Annotated in this window: 11 protein-coding genes; 3 read left to right on the top strand and 8 right to left on the bottom strand. The window is 70.8% G+C overall.

What is annotated here, in order from left to right:
* Positions 1 to 76 precede the first annotated feature (76 nt).
* The 4 genes from AB0D59_RS30595 to AB0D59_RS30580 form a co-directional block, all read right to left on the bottom strand.
* On the bottom strand, positions 77 to 2,533 hold the full coding sequence (locus tag AB0D59_RS30595; RefSeq protein WP_362572144.1) for a [protein-PII] uridylyltransferase: 2,457 nt from the start codon (positions 2,531 to 2,533) through the stop codon (positions 77 to 79).
* Between the two features lie 35 nt (positions 2,534 to 2,568).
* A complete protein-coding gene (locus tag AB0D59_RS30590; protein WP_093498850.1) occupies positions 2,569 to 2,907 on the bottom strand; it encodes a P-II family nitrogen regulator in 339 nt (112 codons plus the stop codon).
* The gene (locus AB0D59_RS30585; RefSeq protein ID WP_362572141.1) at positions 2,904 to 4,241 is read right to left on the bottom strand and encodes an ammonium transporter; all 1,338 of its coding nucleotides are present in this window, start codon (positions 4,239 to 4,241) and stop codon (positions 2,904 to 2,906) included. Before AB0D59_RS30585 ends, AB0D59_RS30590 begins: the two co-directional genes overlap by 4 nt.
* A 409-nt stretch (positions 4,242 to 4,650) precedes the next feature.
* Positions 4,651 to 6,135 (bottom strand): hypothetical protein, encoded by a 1,485-nt coding sequence (locus tag AB0D59_RS30580; RefSeq protein WP_362572138.1) that lies wholly within the window; start codon positions 6,133 to 6,135, stop codon positions 4,651 to 4,653.
* A gap of 456 nt (positions 6,136 to 6,591) precedes the next feature.
* Here AB0D59_RS30580 and AB0D59_RS30575 point away from each other — a divergent pair, with 456 nt between their 5' ends.
* Positions 6,592 to 7,248: a bifunctional DNA primase/polymerase gene (locus AB0D59_RS30575; RefSeq protein WP_362572135.1), complete on the top strand. Its 657-nt coding sequence runs from the start codon at positions 6,592 to 6,594 to the stop codon at positions 7,246 to 7,248.
* 274 nt (positions 7,249 to 7,522) lie between these two features.
* Here AB0D59_RS30575 and ftsY read toward each other — a convergent pair whose 3' ends face one another.
* Entirely contained in the window at positions 7,523 to 8,716 is a 1,194-nt protein-coding gene (gene ftsY / locus AB0D59_RS30570; protein WP_362572132.1) for a signal recognition particle-docking protein FtsY, read from the bottom strand.
* Positions 8,717 to 8,844: 128 nt separating this feature from the next.
* Between ftsY and AB0D59_RS30565 the strand changes: the two genes are divergently transcribed.
* Both AB0D59_RS30565 and AB0D59_RS30560 read left to right on the top strand, forming a co-directional pair.
* Positions 8,845 to 10,317 (top strand): cytosine permease, encoded by a 1,473-nt coding sequence (locus tag AB0D59_RS30565; RefSeq protein WP_362572129.1) that lies wholly within the window; start codon positions 8,845 to 8,847, stop codon positions 10,315 to 10,317.
* 58 nt (positions 10,318 to 10,375) lie between these two features.
* Positions 10,376 to 11,347 (top strand): LLM class flavin-dependent oxidoreductase, encoded by a 972-nt coding sequence (locus AB0D59_RS30560; RefSeq protein ID WP_362572126.1) that lies wholly within the window; start codon positions 10,376 to 10,378, stop codon positions 11,345 to 11,347.
* 132 nt (positions 11,348 to 11,479) lie between these two features.
* Here the strand turns inward: AB0D59_RS30560 and AB0D59_RS30555 are convergent, their stop codons facing one another.
* From AB0D59_RS30555 to AB0D59_RS30545, 3 genes are all read right to left on the bottom strand, one after another.
* The gene (locus AB0D59_RS30555) at positions 11,480 to 12,898 is read right to left on the bottom strand and encodes a sugar porter family MFS transporter (RefSeq protein ID WP_362572124.1); all 1,419 of its coding nucleotides are present in this window, start codon (positions 12,896 to 12,898) and stop codon (positions 11,480 to 11,482) included.
* A 296-nt stretch (positions 12,899 to 13,194) separates the two neighbouring features.
* Positions 13,195 to 16,917, bottom strand: a complete 3,723-nt coding sequence (locus AB0D59_RS30550) for an AAA family ATPase (protein WP_362572121.1) — start codon at positions 16,915 to 16,917, stop codon at positions 13,195 to 13,197.
* 273 nt (positions 16,918 to 17,190) lie between these two features.
* Positions 17,191 to 17,394 (bottom strand): hypothetical protein, encoded by a 204-nt coding sequence (locus AB0D59_RS30545; RefSeq protein ID WP_093498859.1) that lies wholly within the window; start codon positions 17,392 to 17,394, stop codon positions 17,191 to 17,193.
* Between the last annotated feature and the right edge of the window lie 119 nt (positions 17,395 to 17,513).

Raw genomic sequence — 17,513 nt, 5'->3', positions numbered from 1 at the left:
GAGTCGGGGGCGGTGAGCGTCTTCCAGGGTATCCGGCCGCGCAAGCAAGTGGTCCCCGCCTTGCACAACCGTACGGTCAGGCCCTCAGCGTCTCCTCCAGTTTGCGCGCCACGGAGCTCGCCTCCTCCGCGGGCAGCGGCGCGTGGTCGGTGCCGGTCACGTAGAAGGCGTCGACGGCGTTCGACCCGAGCGTACTGACATGCGCGCTGCGCACCCGTACCTCGGCGTCCTCCAGCGCCCGCCCGATGCGGAACAGCAAGCCGGGTGCGTCCTGGGCCCGCACCTCGATCACCGTGGCGTGCCGGGAGGCCGCCGAGGCGACCGTCACGCGCGGCGGCGGGGCCACCCAGCCCCGGCGCCTCGGGTAGGCCGCGTCCCGCTCGGCGAGGCGTCCGGCGATGTCCAGGGAGCCGTCCAGGGCACGGACCAGGTCCGCACGGAGGCGGGCCGCCTGGGGCAGGGAGCCGTACTCGGCGGCGACCCGCCAGTCCAGGAGCAGGACGGCGCCGTCGTCGACGTCGTCGGGGAGCCGGAGCGAGCGCAGCTCGGCGGTGCGGACGGCGAGGCGGTGCATGGCCAGGACGCCGGAGACGGCCGGGAGGACGCCCGGCTGGTCCGGTACGGCGATGAGCAGTTCCACGCCGAGCGGCTCGGGGTCGCCGGACGGCTCGTCCTCCGTCGCCGCCGGTTCGGTCTGGGCCCGCAGTGACAGCACCGGGCTGCCCGTGCGGAACGCCTCGATCGCCAGCCGCTCCTGCTCGGCCGTGGGCGCGCCCGGCTCGGGCTCTTCGGCGGTGTCCCCGGCGAGGACCGCCGCGACCCGCTTGACCAGGTCGGCGACGAGCGAGCCGCGCCAGGACGACCAGGCCGCCGGGCCGGTGGCCAGCGCGTCGGCCTCGGTGAGGGCGTGCAGCAGCTCCAGGGTGCCCTGGCTGCCGACCGCCTCGGCCACCAGGCGGACCGTGGCCGGGTCCTCCAGGTCGCGCCGGGTGGCGGTCTCGATGAGCAGCAGATGGTGCCGTACGAGCGTCGACAGGACCGCCACCTCGGTGCGGTCGAAGCCGATCCTGGCCGCCACGTCCTTGGCGATGATCTCGCCGGCCACCGAGTGGTCGCCGGGCCAGCCTTTGCCGATGTCGTGCAGCAGGGCGGCGACCAGGAGCAGGTCGGGGCGGTGCACGCGGCGGGCGAACTCGGAGGCGCGGACGGCGGTCTCGATGAGGTGCCGGTCGACGGTCCAGATGTGCACGGCGTTGCGCTGCGGACGGCAGCGCACCCGCTCCCAGTCCGGGAGGAGACGCGTGATCAGGCCCTCCGCCTCCAGCGCCTCCCAGACCTCGACCGTGGGGCGGCCGGAGCCGAGCAGCGTGACGAGCTGCTCGCGCGCCTCGGCGGGCCACGGCGTGGGCAGGGGGCGCGCGGTGGCGGCCATGCGCCGTACGGCGTGCAGGGAGAGCGGGAGGCCCGCCTGCGCGGCGGCGGCCGCGGCGCGCAACGGGAGCACGGGGTCGCGTTCGGGGCGTGCGGCGCGGGCGAGCACCACCTCGCCGTCCTGTTCCACCACCCCTTCGGCGAGCGGGGAGCGCTCGGTGACCGGCTTGCCGCCGCCCAGCATGGCGCGCAGCCGCGGCCGCACGGCGCGCGAACGCAACACGCGCCCCACTTCACGCCAGGTGACATCACTGGCGTACGAGATGACCCGTGCGGACTCGTAGACCTGGCGCAGGAGTGTGTCGGCGTCGAGGAGGTCCAGTTCGGCGGCGACCTGGTCCTGCTCCTGGAGCGCGAGGCGGTCGGTGGCGCGCCCCGTCGCGAGGTGCAGGGCGTCACGGACGTCGAGCAGGCGCCGGCGGGCGTCGGCGAGGCCCTCGCGCGGGGCGTCGGCCAGCCAGGAGGCGGCGACGGCGCGCAGCGCGGTGACGTCCCGCAGCCCGCCGCGGGCCTCCTTCAGGTCCGGCTCCAGGAGGTACTGCAGCTCGCCGTGGCGTTCGGCGCGCTCGACGCAGAGTTCCTGGAGTTCGGGGAGGCGTTTGGGCGCCTGGTTGCGCCAGTCGGCGAGGATCGCGGTGCGCATTGCGGAGGTCAGGCCCAGGTCGCCGGCGATGTGGCGGGCGTCCAGGAGGCCCAGCTGGACCTTGAGGTCCTCGCCGGCGGTCTTGCGGGCCTCGGCGGGCGTGCGCACGGAGTGGTCGAGGGCCAGGCCCAGGTCCCAGACGGGGTACCAGAGCCGGTCGGCGACGGCGGCCACCGCGCCGGAGTCGCCGCCGTCGTGCAGCAGCAGAAGGTCCAGGTCGCTGCGCGGGGACAGCTCAGCGCGGCCGTAGCCGCCGACGGCGACCAGGGAGACGCCGCCCTTGACGCCCTCGGTGGCCGCCGCGAACAGGCCGGTCAGCCAGTCGTCCGTGAGTTCGGCGAGGGCGGTACGGCGCGGCGGCCCGGACCGCGCCCCCTCGGTGAGGAGGCGCAGCCGGGCCGCCGCGTAGCCGCTGGGTCCCGTGTTCTCTGCGTCGTTCCGAACTTCCGTGCCCGTCACCCAGCGACTCCTGCCTGTATTCAGATGGTTCTGTTCTACAGTGCGTCCGGTCCGCGCTCACCCGTGCGGACCCGTACGGCGGTCTCGACCGGGAGGGACCAGACCTTGCCGTCACCGATCTTGCCGGTGCGGGCGGCCTTGACGATGACGTCGATCAGCTGTTCGGCGTCCTCGTCCTCGGCCAGCACCTCGATGCGGATCTTGGGCACCAGGTCGACCGTGTACTCGGCACCACGGTAGACCTCGGTGTGGCCGCGCTGCCGACCGTAGCCGCTGGCCTCGGTGACCGTGAGACCGTGGACGCCGAAGGCCTGGAGGGCCTCCTTGATCTCGTCGAGCCGGTGGGGCTTCACGACGGCGGTGATGAGCTTCATGCGTCCACCTTCTTGCTCGTGCCGGCCAGGGCCGCGGCGGAGACGGTGCCGACGACACCGCCGCCCGCCCCGCTGAAGTCGTATGCAGTCTCGGCGTGCTCCGCCTGGTCGATGCCGGAGATCTCGTCGTCCTCGGAGACCCGCATGCCGATGGTCTTGTCGAGGAGGAAGGCGAGGACCGCGGAGGCGACCAGGGAGTAGGCGAGGACCGCGCCGACACCGGCGAACTGCTTCCACAGCTGGGTGAAGGAGTGGTCGCCGTAGAAGACGCCGGTCGCGGCGGACTGGCCCTTGCCGGTGGCGAAGAAGCCGATGAGCAGGGAGCCGATGATGCCGCCGACCATGTGGACGCCGACTACGTCGAGCGAGTCGTCGTAACCGAACTTGAACTTCAGGCCGACGGCCGCGGCGCAGGCGACACCGGCGATGGCGCCGACGGCGATCGCGCCGAGCGGGGAGACCGCACCACCGGACGGGGTGATGGCGACCAGACCGGCGACCGCGCCGGAGGCGGCGCCCAGCGTGGTGAACGCGCCGTGCCGGATCTTCTCGTAGGCGAGCCAGGCCAGCATGGCGGCGGCGGTGGCGACCTGCGTGTTGACGAACATCAGCGCGCCGACGCCGTCGTCGTTGCCGAGCCAGGAGCCGGCGTTGAAGCCGAACCAGCCGAACCACAGCAGACCGGCACCGAGCATGACCAGCGGGAGGCTGTGCGGGCGCATCGGGTCCTTCTTGAAGCCGACCCGCTTGCCGATGACCAGGATCACGCCGAGCGCGCCGGCACCGGCGTTGATGTGGACCGCGGTACCACCGGCGAAGTCGATCACACCGAGCTTGTAGGCCCAGCCGTCGGCGCCCCACACCCAGTGGGCGACCGGGACGTAGACGACCGTGAGCCACAGGGCGACGAAGAGCGCCCAGGCCGAGAACTTGACGCGGTCGGCGATGGCGCCGCTTATCAGGGCCGGCGTGATGACCGCGAACATCATCTGGAAGACCATGAAGACGAAGATCGGGATCGTGTAGCCGTCCCAGAGCTCCGTCAGGCCGACGTTGCTCATGCCCAGCCAGTCGGAGTTGAAGCCGATGAAGCCGTTGCTGGAGCCGAAGGCCAGGGAGAAGCCGTAGAGCACCCACAGGATGGTGACGATCCCGATGCTGACGAAGCTCATCATCAGCATGTTCAGGGTGCTCTTGACGCGGACCATGCCTCCGTAGAAGAAGGCGAGTCCCGGCGTCATGAGCAGCACCAGGGCGGAACAGATGAGCATGAAGCCTGTGTTCGCGGAGGACAGCTTGGGTGCCTCCGCGGCAAGCATGATGGCTGGTGCCATCGGCGTCTCCTCGTCGATTGGTACGGCCCTGCGTGCGGGCGATGCCTGAGTGCGGTCCGGTCAAGCGGGGGGTGGGCCGGTTATGCGCCATGAGATTGGCGCAGCGCGGTTTCGGACACCGCCCCTCGTTGTTTCGCCGCCGTGACGAAGGAGTCGTGGGTGTTACGCATGGGTGAACTGGCTGATGTTCGCCGTGCGGATCGTTATCGTGACGCAACCTCATTGAATGACAGCGCAACCATCGATTGAGGAACCACCACGGCGACCAGCCACATCCGCGAGCGCGGCGCCGGTTTGGGCGCGAAGGCAGAACCGGCCGCGGGCGGCCCTCCGATGACCTGGCGTGGGGGAGCCGAGTCGGGCGGTTCGGGAGGGCCGGCCGCGGCCGGGGTCCGGGCTGTGCCGGGGTTCAGACCGCCTCTGCGGTCTCCGGCAGATCGACGGCCAGCTGTTCGGTGAGATCGACGACCGCGGCGAGATCGCCGTGGTCACGGACGGCCGAGTCCACCGTCTTTCGAATACGAGTGTTCACGCGCTCGGAGCGCACCTTCTTGGCGATGCCCATGGCCTCGGCGGCGAGAACCGTGCTCTGCTCGGGCTCGCCCCGCAGCAGGTGCACGGTGGCCATGCCGATGAGGTTCAGTGCGTACGACCGCTGGTGCTCGGCGTCCTTGGCGAAAAGCTCCACGGCCCGCTGCATCAGGGGCTCCGCCAGCGAGGCGTAGGTGGGGCTGCGGCCGGCGACATAGGCGAGGTCCCGGAAGGAGTGGCTGTTCTCGCCGTAGAGCTCGGCCTCGGAGAAGAAGCGGACCCAGTCGGGGTCCGGCTCGTCCCACTCGTCGGCCTCGGCGAAGGTGTCCTCGGCCATCCGGACCGCCCGCTTGCACTTTCCGGGCTGGCCCATGTTGGCGTAGGCGCGGGCCTCCATCGCATACAGCATCGACTGGGTGCGCGGGCTCGCGCAGTCCCGGCTGCCGTACTGGGCGAGGTGGATCAGCTCCAGGGCGTCGTCGGGCCGGCCGAGGTGGATCATCTGGCGGCTCATGCTGGACAGGACGTACGAGCCCAGCGGCTTGTCGCCGGCCTCCTTGGCCGCGTGCAGGGCGAGCACGAAGTACTTCTGGGCGGTGGGCTGGAGCCCGACGTCGTAGGACATCCAGCCGGCCAGCTCCGCCAGCTCGGCGGCGACCTGGAAGAGCTTGCGGGTGGTGGTCTCGGGCTGGGGCTCCTGGAGCAGGTCGGTGACCTCGTGCAGCTGGCCGACGACCGCCTTGCGGCGCAGGCCGCCGCCGCACTGGGCGTCCCACTGGCGGAACATCACCGTGGTGGACTCCAGGAGCTCCAGCTCGGGCTTGGAGAGGCGGCCGGGGCGGCGGGAGTCGACCGCCGTCTCGGGGGCCTGCTGTGGGGCGGTGGGCGAGGGGACGAGCCAGCGCTGCATGGGCTCGATGAGGGACGGGCCCGCCGACAGGATCAGCGAGGTTCCGAGGAAGCCGCGCCGCGCCAGCATCAGGTCGCTGCGCGAGAACTCGCTGAGCAGGGCCACCGTCTGCGGGCCCGTCCAGGGCAGGTCGACGCCGGTCGCCGAGGGTGACTGGCGGGCGGCCCGCAGACCGAGGTCCTCGACCGAGACGACACAGCCGAAGCGCTCGGAGAACAGCTCGGAGAGGATCCTCGGGATCGGCTCGCGCGGGTTCTCCCCGTCGAGCCAGCGGCGCACCCTCGACGTGTCGGTCGAGATGTGGTTGGCCCCCAACTGGCGTGCCCTGCGGTTCACTTGCCGCGCCAGCTCGCCCTTGGACCAGCCGCTGCGCACGAACCACGAGTTGAGCAGCTCATTGGGGCGCTTGTCCGTACTGGCCGCGGTCGTCCCGCTTCCGCCGTTGCCGCCCACTGGAACGCCCCCATCCCTGAGACCACTTGTTGCCGGATGCGCCAAGCCCTATCAGAATGCCGGTAAATACGGCCGCCCGCCCGCAGTTCTCACCCTTCGAACGGGATACCGAGTTGCCTCCGGCATACCCACGAGTGCATGTGCCCCCAGGCCTCGTGCACTCAAAGTAATCCTACGATCACTGCTCCAGCCATGGCGATCCCGGAAACGCCACCATTCGCCACCCCTTCGAATGAACTCACGATGGCCTTGGCGCGATTCACTTGACATAGGACGGCCGGGAGTAGGCGGAGCGATGCACTCGGGGGCGCGCAGCCCCAGGTGCACCACCGGTAGCGCTTCCAGGCGCTGCCTTGACCTTGCGGGCGCGAGGGAAGGCGGAGCCGTAGCGTCACGTTCCGTTTCGGTCTCGTTCCGTGTCGTAACCACCGGCGCGCCGAACCCGTTGGAGGGGGCATGGGCTTCACGATCGGCGGCATTCGCGAGATCCGCTCCGGCACACGCCGGCGCGGTCGGTCATCGGACTGCACCGCCGTCGCCGAGTTCACCGGCCTGTGGGGCTGGGACGTGGTCCCGGGTGCCCGGGCCGCGGTCGGCGCGTGCTCGTGCGGACACGCCGACTGTCCCGCGCCGGGAGCGCATCCGCTGGACTTCGCGCCCCAGGTGTCCGCCGGAGCCACGCTCGACGAGGTCACCAAGGCCTGGGGCGAGGTCCCGGGCGCGGCGGTGATGCTGCCGGTCGGCCGCGCCTTCGACGTCGTCGAGGTCGCCGAGCCCGCCGGGCGCCGGGCCCTGGTCCGCCTGGAGCGGATGGGCCTGCCGCTCGGCCCGGTCATCGCCACCCCGGAGGGCCGCGCCCACTTCCTCGTCGCCCCCGGCGCCGCCGCCGAACTTCCCGAACTGCTCTACCGCACGGGCTGGGACGACCCGACCTCCCTGGACCTGCGCGGCCTCGGCCCGGGCGCGTACATCACCGCGCCGCCGTCCGACCGGGGCGGCCTGGGCCCGGCGCGCTGGCTGCGGCCACCGGCCCTGGACTCGGCGACGAAGCCGCCGGCGGCGAGGCTGCTGCTGGGGACACTGGCGTACGTGGCGCACCGGTCGCGGGCGTAAGCGCTCCGCTGGAATTGCCGCGATGCGCCGTCGCTCGTCCACGGCGGCGTCGTGGCTGGTCGCGCCCACGCGGCGGAGCCGCATATCGATACAACCCCGCGCCCCCTTCGGGGAGCTGCCGAGCAACAGCGGACCTCACCCGACCTGCTTGGCCGCAGGGGGCTCCTCATACGCCGAAGCGCCCGTCCCCGCCTGCACCGTGGGGATCGGGCGCTTCTCACGAAGGCTCACGAAGGTTCTCGCGACAGCGGCGGGTAAATTTACCGGGCTGGGGTCAGTCACCGATAAGGGCATCCACGAACGCCTCCGGCTCGAACGGAGCCAGGTCGTCCGCGCCCTCGCCGAGGCCGATGAGCTTCACGGGGACGCCCAGTTCGCGCTGGACCGCGATCACGATGCCGCCCTTGGCGGTGCCGTCCAGTTTGGTGAGCACGATGCCGGTGATGTCGACGACCTCGGCGAACACGCGGGCCTGGACCAGGCCGTTCTGGCCGGTGGTGGCGTCCAGGACGAGCAGCACCTCGTCCAGCGGGGCGTGCTTCTCGACGACCCGCTTGACCTTGCCGAGCTCGTCCATGAGGCCGGTCTTGGTGTGCAGCCGCCCGGCGGTGTCGATGAGGACGACGTCGACCCCCATCTCCTTGCCCTCCTTCACCGCGTCGAAGGCGACGGAGGCGGGGTCACCGGCCTCCGGCCCGCGCACGGTGTAGGCGCCCACCCGCTCGCCCCAGGTCTGGAGCTGGTCGGCGGCGGCGGCCCGGAAGGTGTCGGCGGCGCCGAGAACGACCGTACGGCCGTCGGCGACGAGCACGCGCGCGAGCTTGCCGGTGGTGGTGGTCTTGCCGGTGCCGTTCACGCCGACGACCATCACGATGCCGGGCTTGCGGTCGGCGGGCTCGGTCTTCACCACGCGGTCGGCATCGGTGCCGACCAGATTGAGCAGCTCCTCGCGCAGCAGCCCGCGCAGCTCCACAGGGGTACGGGTACCGAGCACCTTGACGCGCTCGCGCAGCCGTTCGACCAGCTCGGTGGTGGGCTGCACACCGACGTCGGCGGTGAGCAGGGTGTCCTCGATCTCCTCCCAGGTGTCGTCGTCGAGGTGCTCGCGCGAGAGCAGCGTGAGCAGCCCCTTGCCGAGGGCGTTCTGGGAGCGGGAGAGCCGGGCCCGCAACCGGACCAGGCGGCCGGCCGTGGGCTCGGGGATCTCGATCTCGGGAGCCGGGGGCTCTTCTACGACGACGGGAGCCGAGCCGTCGGGAAGGTCGACCTCCTCTATCGTCCGGCGCGGTTCGTCGCGCGGCGTCTCGGCCTCGTCGCCGACGTGCGGCTCGGCCGGGGGCGCGGTGATGTCGGGCGCGGCGGGGGGCGGCGGGGGCAGCGACTTCTTGCGCCGGCTGCCGATGACGAGCCCGCCGAGCGCGCCGAGCACGACCACGGCGATGACTACAGCAAGGATGACGGTTTCCATAACCCGTCCAGTATCCATCCCTCCCCCGGGCACGGCTTTGTTCCCTCGCGAGGGAGTTTCTGGACGATTCTCCGAGCCGGATTATCCCCTTTGAGAGTATTCGTCCGACTAAAGTACGATGACTGCTCATGAGCTCCACCGCCCACCACGATGGCGCCCTCGAACATCTGGAAGAGTCACTGGAGCACCACGGCCTCGAAACCCGGGGTATCGAACCGGTCCCCCACTCCGAGCGCACCGGGACACCCCGCGAACTGCTCCCCACCTGGATCGCCGCCAATATCAGCGTCCTGCTGCTCACCGTGGGTGCGAGCCTGGCCGTGTCGTTCGGGCTGAACTTCTGGCAGGCGCTGGTGGTCGGCACCGCCGCGCCGATCGTGTCGTACGGCCTGGTCGGGCTGGTCGGCATCGCGGGCAAACGCGGTGGCGCACCGGGCATGGCCCTGTCCCGCGCGGTCTTCGGGCAGCGCGGCAATCTGCTGCCCGGCGCGCTGATCTGGGTGGCGCGCTGGGGCTGGGAGACGATCAACGCGGTGACCGGCGCCTATGCGCTGCTGACAGTCCTGGACATCCTCTTCGGGATCAGGAGCAACACCGCCCTGATCGTCGTCACCCTGCTGCTCTTCGTGATCACCACGTTCGTGATCTCGGGCATGGGCATCAGCGCGGTGCAACGCTGCAACCGGTGGGCGACCTGGCTGTTCGGTGCCTTCACCCTGCTGGTCCTCGGCCGTCTGATCGTGGCGACGGACTGGAGCAGGGTGCTCGGGCAGCCCGCCGGTCCCACGGCGGCGATGATCACCGGGGTCGGGCTGATCGCAGCGGGCGGGATGAGCTGGGCTCCGGCCTCGCCGGACTTCACGCGGTATCTGCCGGGTACGGCGTCCTCGGCGGCGATCGTACGCAACACGGTCGGCGGCGCGGTGATCGTCGTCCTCCCCATGGTCCTGATGGGTGCGGTGGTGGCGTCCGGCGTGCCGGGCCTGGCCAAGGCGAGCGACCCGGTCTCCTTCCTCGGCGAGATCCTCCCGCTGTGGCTCGCGGTCCCCTATCTGCTGATCGCGCTGGTCGGGATGGTGCTGATCAACGCGATGTCGATGTACTCCGCGGGCTTCACCGCGCAGACGCTCGGCTTCCGGATCCCCCGCCACTGGGCGGTCTCCGTCAACGCGGTGATCTCGCTGGTCCTCGGCGGGGTGCTGATGCTGGCGGCGACCTCGTTCATGAGCTCGTTCATCGCCTTCCTGTCGCTGCTGGCGGTGGCGTTCTCGGCATGGGTGGGCGTGTTCGGGATCGACATGCTCCGGCGGCGGGAGTACGACGCCACGGCGCTCCTCGACACCACCCGCGCCGGCGCCTACTGGTACCGGGCGGGCTTCTCCCCCGCCGCCGTCACGGCCTGGGCGCTGGGCCTGCTGGCCGGGTCCCTGTTCACCAGGTCCGACTGGTTCACCGGCCCGCTCGCCGCGAACAACCCCGTCGGCCGGTACGGGCTGGGCTGGATCGCGACGATCGTCGTCTCGGGTCTGCTGTACGCGCTGCTGCCTAAGCCGGCGGTGGCGCCGGCCGCGGCCGGGGAGCGCGCGCCTGTGGCCATCTGACGCACCGTCAGCTACTGTCCCCGCCACACCCGCCCGGCCAAGGTGAAGGGGAACTCCCATGCCCGTCTCGGTCGTCCGCTTCAACCTCGTCGAGCCCGGAGCCGACTCTGCTTCGCTGGGCGCCCGCTACCGGGCCGCCGTGGAGATGGCCGCGTACGCCGACGAGCACGGGGTCACCACGGTCCAGACCGAGGAACACCACGGGGTCGACAACAACTGGCTGCCGTCGCCGTTCGCCTTCGCGGGCGCGGTGTTCGGGGCGACCCGGAACATCGCGGTGACCGTGTCGGCGGTGATCGGCCCGCTGCACGATCCGCTGCGGCTGGCGGAGGACATCGCGGTGCTCGACCTGCTCGGCGCAGGACGGCTGGTGACGGTGGCCGGGATCGGCTACCGGCCCGAGGAGTACGCCCTGTTCGACGTGGAGTGGAAGCGGCGGGGCCGGCTGCAGGACGAGGTGCTGGAGACGGTGCTCAAGGCCTGGACCGGGGAGGAGTTCGAGTACCGGGGCCGTACGGTACGGATCACACCGCGCCCCTTCACCGATCCGCACCCGCTGCTGCTGGTCGGCGGCTCCTCCAAGGCCGCCGCCCGCCGTGCCGCCCGGCTCGGCCTGCCGTTCTTCCCCAGCGCGCATCTGCCGGAGCTGGAGGCGTACTACAAGGAGAAGCTCACCGAGTACGGCACGGAGGGCTGGACGATGATGCCCACGGCCCAGACGCCGCTGCTGCACATCGCCGAGGACCCGGACCGGGCGTGGGCTCAGTACGGGAAGCACTTCCTGCACGAGGCCAGGACCTACGCGTCCTGGCAGTCCGGCGACATCCACTCCGCGGTGCGCTCGTCGGCCACGACGGTGGAGGAACTCCGCGTGGAGGGCGTCTACCGCATCCTCACGCCACAGGAGTGCGTGACGGCCGGCCTGGACAACCTGGTCCTCCACCCACTGGCGGGCGGCATGCCCCTGGAGGAGGGCTGGCGAAGCCTGAGGCTGTTCGGAGAGGCCGTACTTCCGGCGCTGCCGGCGTAGGGAGGGGAAGGCAGGAGAAGCGTGAACCGCCGCCCCGCCCGGGCAGTGACCGGGCGGGGCGGCGGAGGGTACGAGGAGAGGGGCAGCGGGGACTTGGCCCTTCTCCTCGAGTCGGGGGCCTCGTGACGAGGGTCAGCCCATCTCCTCCAGGGCCTTGCCCTTCGTCTCCTTGACGTACTTGAGGACGAACGGGATGGAGAGGGCCGCGAAGACCGTGTAGATCACGTAGGTCGCGGAGAGGTTCCAGTCGGCCAGCGACGGGAAGCTCGCGGTGATGGCCCAGTTGGCGATCCACTGTGCGGAGGCGGCCACACCCAGCGCGGCGGCGCGGATCTTGTTCGGGAACATCTCACCGAGGAAGACCCAGACGACCACACCCCAGGACAGGGCGAAGAAGAGGACGAAGATGTGGGCGGCGATCAGCGCGGTCCAGCCCTGCGCGGCCGGGAGCTTGCCGTCGACCAGGTCGTAGGAGAAGGCCCAGGCCTCCAGGGCGAGGCCGACGACCATGCCGACCGAGCCGATGAGGGCCAGCGGCTTGCGGCCGATCCGGTCCACGAAGATCATCGCGATCACGGTGCCGACGATGTTGATGATCGACGTCGTGAAGGAGTACAAGAACGAGTCCGTCGGGTCCACACCGACCGACTGCCACAGCGTCGAGGAGTAGTAGAACGCGACGTTGATGCCGACGAACTGCTGGAAGACCGAGAGACCGATACCGACCCAGACGATCGGCTTGAAGAAGAAGGAGCCGCCGAGCAGGTCCTTGAACGTCGACTTGTGCTCGCTCTTCATCGCGTGCTCGATCTCGGCGACGCGGGCGTCCAGGTCGATCTTGCCGCCCTCGACCTCTTCGAGGATCTCACGGGCACGGTCGCGCTTGCCGACGGAGATCAGGAAGCGCGGGGACTCGGGAATGGCGAAGGAGAGCAGGCCGTACAGGACGGCGGGGATCACCATGACGCCCAGCATGACCTGCCAGGCCTCCAGGCCCATCAGCTTGCCGCGCTGGTCGCCGCCGGCGGCGTTGAGCAGACCCCAGTTGACCAGCTGGGAGATGGCGATGCCGACGACGATCGCGGCCTGCTGGAAGGAACCGAGGCGGCCTCGGTAGGCGGGCGGGGCGACCTCGGCGATGTACGCGGGGCCGATCACGGAGGCCATACCGATGGCGAAGCCACCGATGATCCGCCAGAAGGCGAGGTCCCACAGGGCGAAGGGCAGTGCCGAACCGACGGCACTGATGGTGAACAGCACGGCGGCGATCTGCATACAGCGGATACGGCCGATCCGGTCGGCTATCCGGCCGGCGGTCGCGGCGCCGATGGCGCAGCCGATCAGGGCGATGGCGATGACCTGGGCCAGGGCGGCGGACCCGATGTCATAGCGGCTTCGGATGGCCTCGACGGCGCCGTTGATGACGGAGCTGTCGTAGCCGAAGAGGAAACCGCCCATCGCGGCGGCCGCCGCGATGAAGATGACATGCCCGAGATGTTCGGGGTGAGCCGTCCCGGCTCCTGAATTGGGTGCCTGCGCAGTGCTGGTCACAAGAAACTCCTCGGGCCACCCGGCAGCGCTGCCGGGGGGTGGGGGTGAGCCCTCTCAGGAACAAGTGGCGCACAACATCACGCCGCTCACACCTGAAGGTAAAAGCAACGTTGCAGAGACTATGCCTTCAAGTTTCGAAGTCAATAGGGGGCAGGCTGTGAAGTTGCAGATGCCACGCAAGGGAAATGCGTTCACTTCTTGAAGAAGGGGCGAAGGTGATGCGCCCACGGGGCGCGAGGAACGGCGCGACCAGCCACAACGGCGCCGCGCCCGAGACCGCCGGCCGAGACCCAGCGTCAGCGCAGCCGCTGACTGATGACCTTCGACACACCGTCACCCTGCATGGAGACGCCGTAGAGCGCGTCGGCGACCTCCATCGTGCGCTTCTGGTGCGTGATCACGATCAGCTGCGACGACTCCTGGAGCTCCTGCATGATGCGGATCAGCCGCTGGAGGTTGGTGTCGTCCAGGGCCGCCTCGACCTCGTCCATGACGTAGAACGGGCTGGGCCGCGCCTTGAAGATGGACACCAGCATCGCGACGGCGGTCAGCGAGCGTTCGCCGCCCGACAGCAGGGAGAGCCGCTTGACCTTCTTGCCCGGCGGCCGGGCCTCGACGTCCACGCCCGTGGTGAGCATGTTGTCGGGGTCGGTGAGGATCAGCCGTCCCTCGCCGCCCGGGAACAGCCGGCTGAAGACGCCCTCGAACTCCCTCGCCGTGTCCCGGAACGCCTCCGTGAAGACCTGTTCGACGCGTTCGTCGACCTCCTTCACCACTTGAAGCAGGTCGGAGCGGGTCTTCTTCAGGTCCTCCAGTTGCTCGCTGAGGAACTTGTGCCGTTCCTCAAGGGCCGCGAACTCCTCCAGGGCGAGCGGGTTGACCTTGCCGAGCTGCTGGTAGGCCCGCTCGGCCGCCTTGAGCCGCCGCTCCTGTTCGGCCCGGTGGAAGTGCTTGGGCTGGTTGCGCGGATGCTCGGGGTCCTCCGGCAGCACCTCGCCCTCGGCGGGGGGCGAGGGCGGCACCAGCTGGTGCGGGCCGTACTCCTCGACGAGTCCCGCCGGTTCGACACCGAGCTCCTCCAGCGCCTTGGTCTCCAGCTGCTCGATCCGCAGCCGTTTCTCGGCGCCGAGTACCTCACCCCGGTGAACTGAATCCGTGAGTTTGTCAAGTTCCGCCTTGAGTTCACGGCCGGTGTTGCGGGCGGCGGTCAGCTCCTGCTCACGCCGGGCCTTCGCGGCCTCGGCGGCGTCCCGCTCCCCGTCGGCCCGGCCGACCGAGACCTCGACATGCGCGAGCAGCCGGCGGGCGCCGGAGGCGACGGCCTCCGCGACCGCGGCCTCGTGGCGCAGCCGGGCCCGGCGCTGTTCCGCACGCGCGCGTGCCTCGCGTTCCGCGCGGGCGGCGCGGTCGAGGGAGTCGGCGCGGCCGGCGAGGCCCTTGACCCGCTCCTCGTGGGTACGGACCTGGAGGCGGGCCTCCATCTCGGTCTGGCGGGCGTTGGCGCCGTCGGCGGCCAGCCGGTCCCGCACCGAGGTGTCCGGTTCCTCCTCGACCGGCATCTCCTCGGCCACGGCGAGCCGCTCGGCCAGTACCTCGACCTCTTCCAGAGCCTTGTCGAGGGACTCCTGGGCGCGGGTGGCGGCGGCCGTGGAACGCTCCGCCTCGCCGGCCGCGCCGCGCGCCTGCCCGGCGAGCCGGCCGAGCTGCTGGGCGACGGCCGACTTCTCCCGGTCGGCGGCGCGGCGGCGTTCCCCCAGCTCCTCGACCTGGGCGGTGCACGCCTTGCGGTGATCCTGGGCCGTCTGCTGGGCCTCGGTCAGCGCCTCGCAGCGGACCGCGAGCTCTTCCAGTTCGGCGGCGGCCTCGTCGACGGAGGCCTGTACTTCGAGAAGGCTCGGGGCGCCCGCGGAGCCGCCGTGGGCGAAGTGCGCGCCGAGGAGGTCGCCTTCGGCGGTGACGGCGGTGAGGTGCGGGTGGCGGTAGACGAGTTCCTCGGCGGCTTCGAGGGTGTCGACCACGACGATGCCGTGCAGGAGGCGGCGGACGGCGGGCATGAGGTCGGCGGGGCCGCGGACGAGATCGGCGGCGGGTGTCCCGGAGGGGGGCGCCGGGGTGGGTCGCGGGTCGGGTGCGGCTCCGTCGCGGCCGGGCGCGCCGTTCCCCGCGCCCCTGTAGGGCACAGTCGAGTCACCGGATTCTTCCAGCGCCATCGCCGGTCGTCGGTCGTCTGCCACGCCGTCGCGGCCGGGCGCGCCGTTCCCCGCGCCCCTGTAGGGCGCTTCAGGCTGGGGTAGTTCAGGGGCGCCCGAGAGGAGGAGGGCTGCTCGGCCGCCGTCCTGTTTGCGGAGGAGGCGGATCGCGTCGGCTGCCGAGGCCGGGGTCGTGACCGCGATGGCGTCGGCCGCCGTGCCGAAGGCCGCCGCCAGAGCCACCTCGTGGCCCGGGGTCACCGTCAGCAGTTCCGCCGCCGGGCCCAGGACTCCGGTGAGACGGTCCCGGGCACCGAGCAGTATCCCGGTGCCGTCCTTGCGGCGCAGGCCCAGCGCCAGCGCCTCGTGGCGGGCCTGGGTCGCGGCGCGGCTGCGTTCCGCCGCGGTGCTCGCCTCACGGGCCGCGGTCAGCGCCGCCTCCGCCTCGGCGAGCCGCAGCCTGGCCTGCTCGTGCTGTTCGGCCAGTTCCTCGTCATCGGCGTCGAGGCCGTCGACCTCCGCCTTCAGCGCCTCGTACTCCTCCTGCGCCGACACCGCCCGCTCCTGGGCCTCGTCGCGGGCGGCGGCCAGGCGGTCGATCTCGGCCTGGGCCGAGCCGGCACGCGAACGGGCCGCGTTGACCTGGCCGTTCAGCCGCGCCAGGCCTTCCCGACGGTCGGCGATGGAGCGGGCCACGTCCTTCAGGCGCCGTTCCTCCTGGGCCAGTTCGCGCTCCAGTTCGGCGCGGTGCGCGACGGTGTCGTCGAGGGCGTGCTGGGCCGCCTCCAGGGCCGCCTCCAGCTCGGCCTCCTGCTCACGGATGCGGTGGGCCTCGCGCTCCATGTCCTCGGGGTCGCGGCCGCGCCGCTCCTCGGGCGGCGTGGAGGTGGCGCTCTTCACCCGGGCGTCGGCCAGCGAGATGGTGCCGCGCACCCGCTCGGCCAGCTGGGACAGCTCGTACCAGGTCTGCTGGGCGCGCTGGAGGCGCGGGGTGAGCCGGCGAACCTCGTCCTCCAGGAGCGCCTCGCGCTGGAGGGCCTTCTTCAGCTCCTGCTCGGCGGCTTCCTTGCGCTCCTTGAGGGCGGCCTCGTCGGCGATCTCGGTCTGCAGTGCCTGGCGCAGTCGTACGAGATCGTCGGCGAGCAGGCGCAGCCGGGCGTCGCGTAGGTCCGCCTGGATGACGGCGGCCCTGCGAGCCACCGCCGCCTGGCGGCCGAGGGGCTTGAGCTGGCGGCGGAGTTCGTCGGTGAGGTCCTGCACGCGCGCGAGATTGGCCTGCATCGCGTCCAGCTTGCGCAGCGCCTTCTCCTTGCGCTTGCGGTGCTTGAGGACGCCGGCCGCCTCTTCGATGAAGGCCCTGCGGCCCATCGGGTCCGCGTGCAGGACGGAGTCGAGCTGACCCTGGCCGACGATGACATGCATCTCGCGGCCGATGCCCGAGTCGGAGAGCAGTTCCTGGATGTCGAGGAGGCGACACGTGTCGCCGTTGATCTGGTACTCGCTGCCACCGTTGCGGAACATGATCCGCGTGATGGTGACCTCGGCGTACTCGATGGGCAGCGCGCCGTCGGAGTTGTCGATGGTCAGGGACACCTCGGCGCGGCCCAGCGGCGGGCGGCCCGTGGTGCCGGCGAAGATGACGTCCTCCATCTTGCCGCCGCGCAGCGACTTCGCGCTGTGCTCTCCCATGACCCAGGTGAGCGCGTCCACGACGTTGGACTTGCCCGAGCCGTTCGGACCGACGACACACGTGATCCCCGGCTCGAACCGGAGCGTGGTCGCCGAGGCGAACGACTTGAACCCGCGAAGGGTCAGGGCCTTGAGATGCACGCCGTCGGACTTTACCCGGCGGCGCTACCGCACTCCACGAAGCCTCGCAACCTCGCGGTTTCGCGCATGAACATGCAGGGCACACCAGACGTTAAAGAGGGTGAAAGGATGCGCGGGGCTGGAAAGGGCCGGGCGCAGGGGTGCGGGGGCAGCAAGAGGGACAGCGAAGAAAGAAAAGAAGGGACGCCGGGGCGTCCCTTGCAGATCTTGACAACTTAGCGGTTGAAAGGGCTGCCCAACCGCCGCATGTGCTGTTGTGGAGCGATGCAGCGATCAGGTGAGCGCAGGCTCCGCCTGGTTTGCGTCGATGCTCTCCATGATCCTGTCGGGAGAAGCGGCAGCCGTCAGCGCGTCGTTCTCGGCCTGAATCCGTACCAGCTCGGATTCGAGGTCCTGGACACGCTGCTGGAGCCGTCGCATCTCGGCGAGGAGTCGCGGGTCGGAGCCGCCGACGTAACCGAGAAGCGCCTTTGCCATGATGGATGGTCCTCCACACTGAGTGACCGACCGAAGCGGTGTGGGTCGTGAGGGATCGCACCCGCGGTGCTTGACACATTCGAGTGTTACTCGCTTGTTGCTCCATGCCAAACAGCTAA

The sequence above is a fragment of the Streptomyces sp. NPDC048417 genome, from assembly GCF_040651615.1.
Taxonomy (GTDB): domain Bacteria; phylum Actinomycetota; class Actinomycetes; order Streptomycetales; family Streptomycetaceae; genus Streptomyces.
This window is presented reverse-complemented; position numbering and strand designations above follow the sequence as displayed.

Bases quoted from the DNA above. Each gene is read 5' to 3' on its own strand.
- AB0D59_RS30565 (WP_362572129.1), top strand. From the start codon at position 8,845: ATGAGCTCCACCGCCCACCACGATGGCGCCCTCGAACATCTGGAAGAG.
- AB0D59_RS30575 (WP_362572135.1), top strand. From the start codon at position 6,592: ATGGGCTTCACGATCGGCGGCATTCGCGAGATCCGCTCCGGCACACGC.
- ftsY (WP_362572132.1), bottom strand. From the start codon at position 8,716: ATGGAAACCGTCATCCTTGCTGTAGTCATCGCCGTGGTCGTGCTCGGC.
- AB0D59_RS30560 (WP_362572126.1), top strand. From the start codon at position 10,376: ATGCCCGTCTCGGTCGTCCGCTTCAACCTCGTCGAGCCCGGAGCCGAC.
- AB0D59_RS30545 (WP_093498859.1), bottom strand. From the start codon at position 17,394: ATGGCAAAGGCGCTTCTCGGTTACGTCGGCGGCTCCGACCCGCGACTC.
- AB0D59_RS30590 (WP_093498850.1), bottom strand. From the start codon at position 2,907: ATGAAGCTCATCACCGCCGTCGTGAAGCCCCACCGGCTCGACGAGATC.
- AB0D59_RS30585 (WP_362572141.1), bottom strand. From the start codon at position 4,241: ATGGCACCAGCCATCATGCTTGCCGCGGAGGCACCCAAGCTGTCCTCC.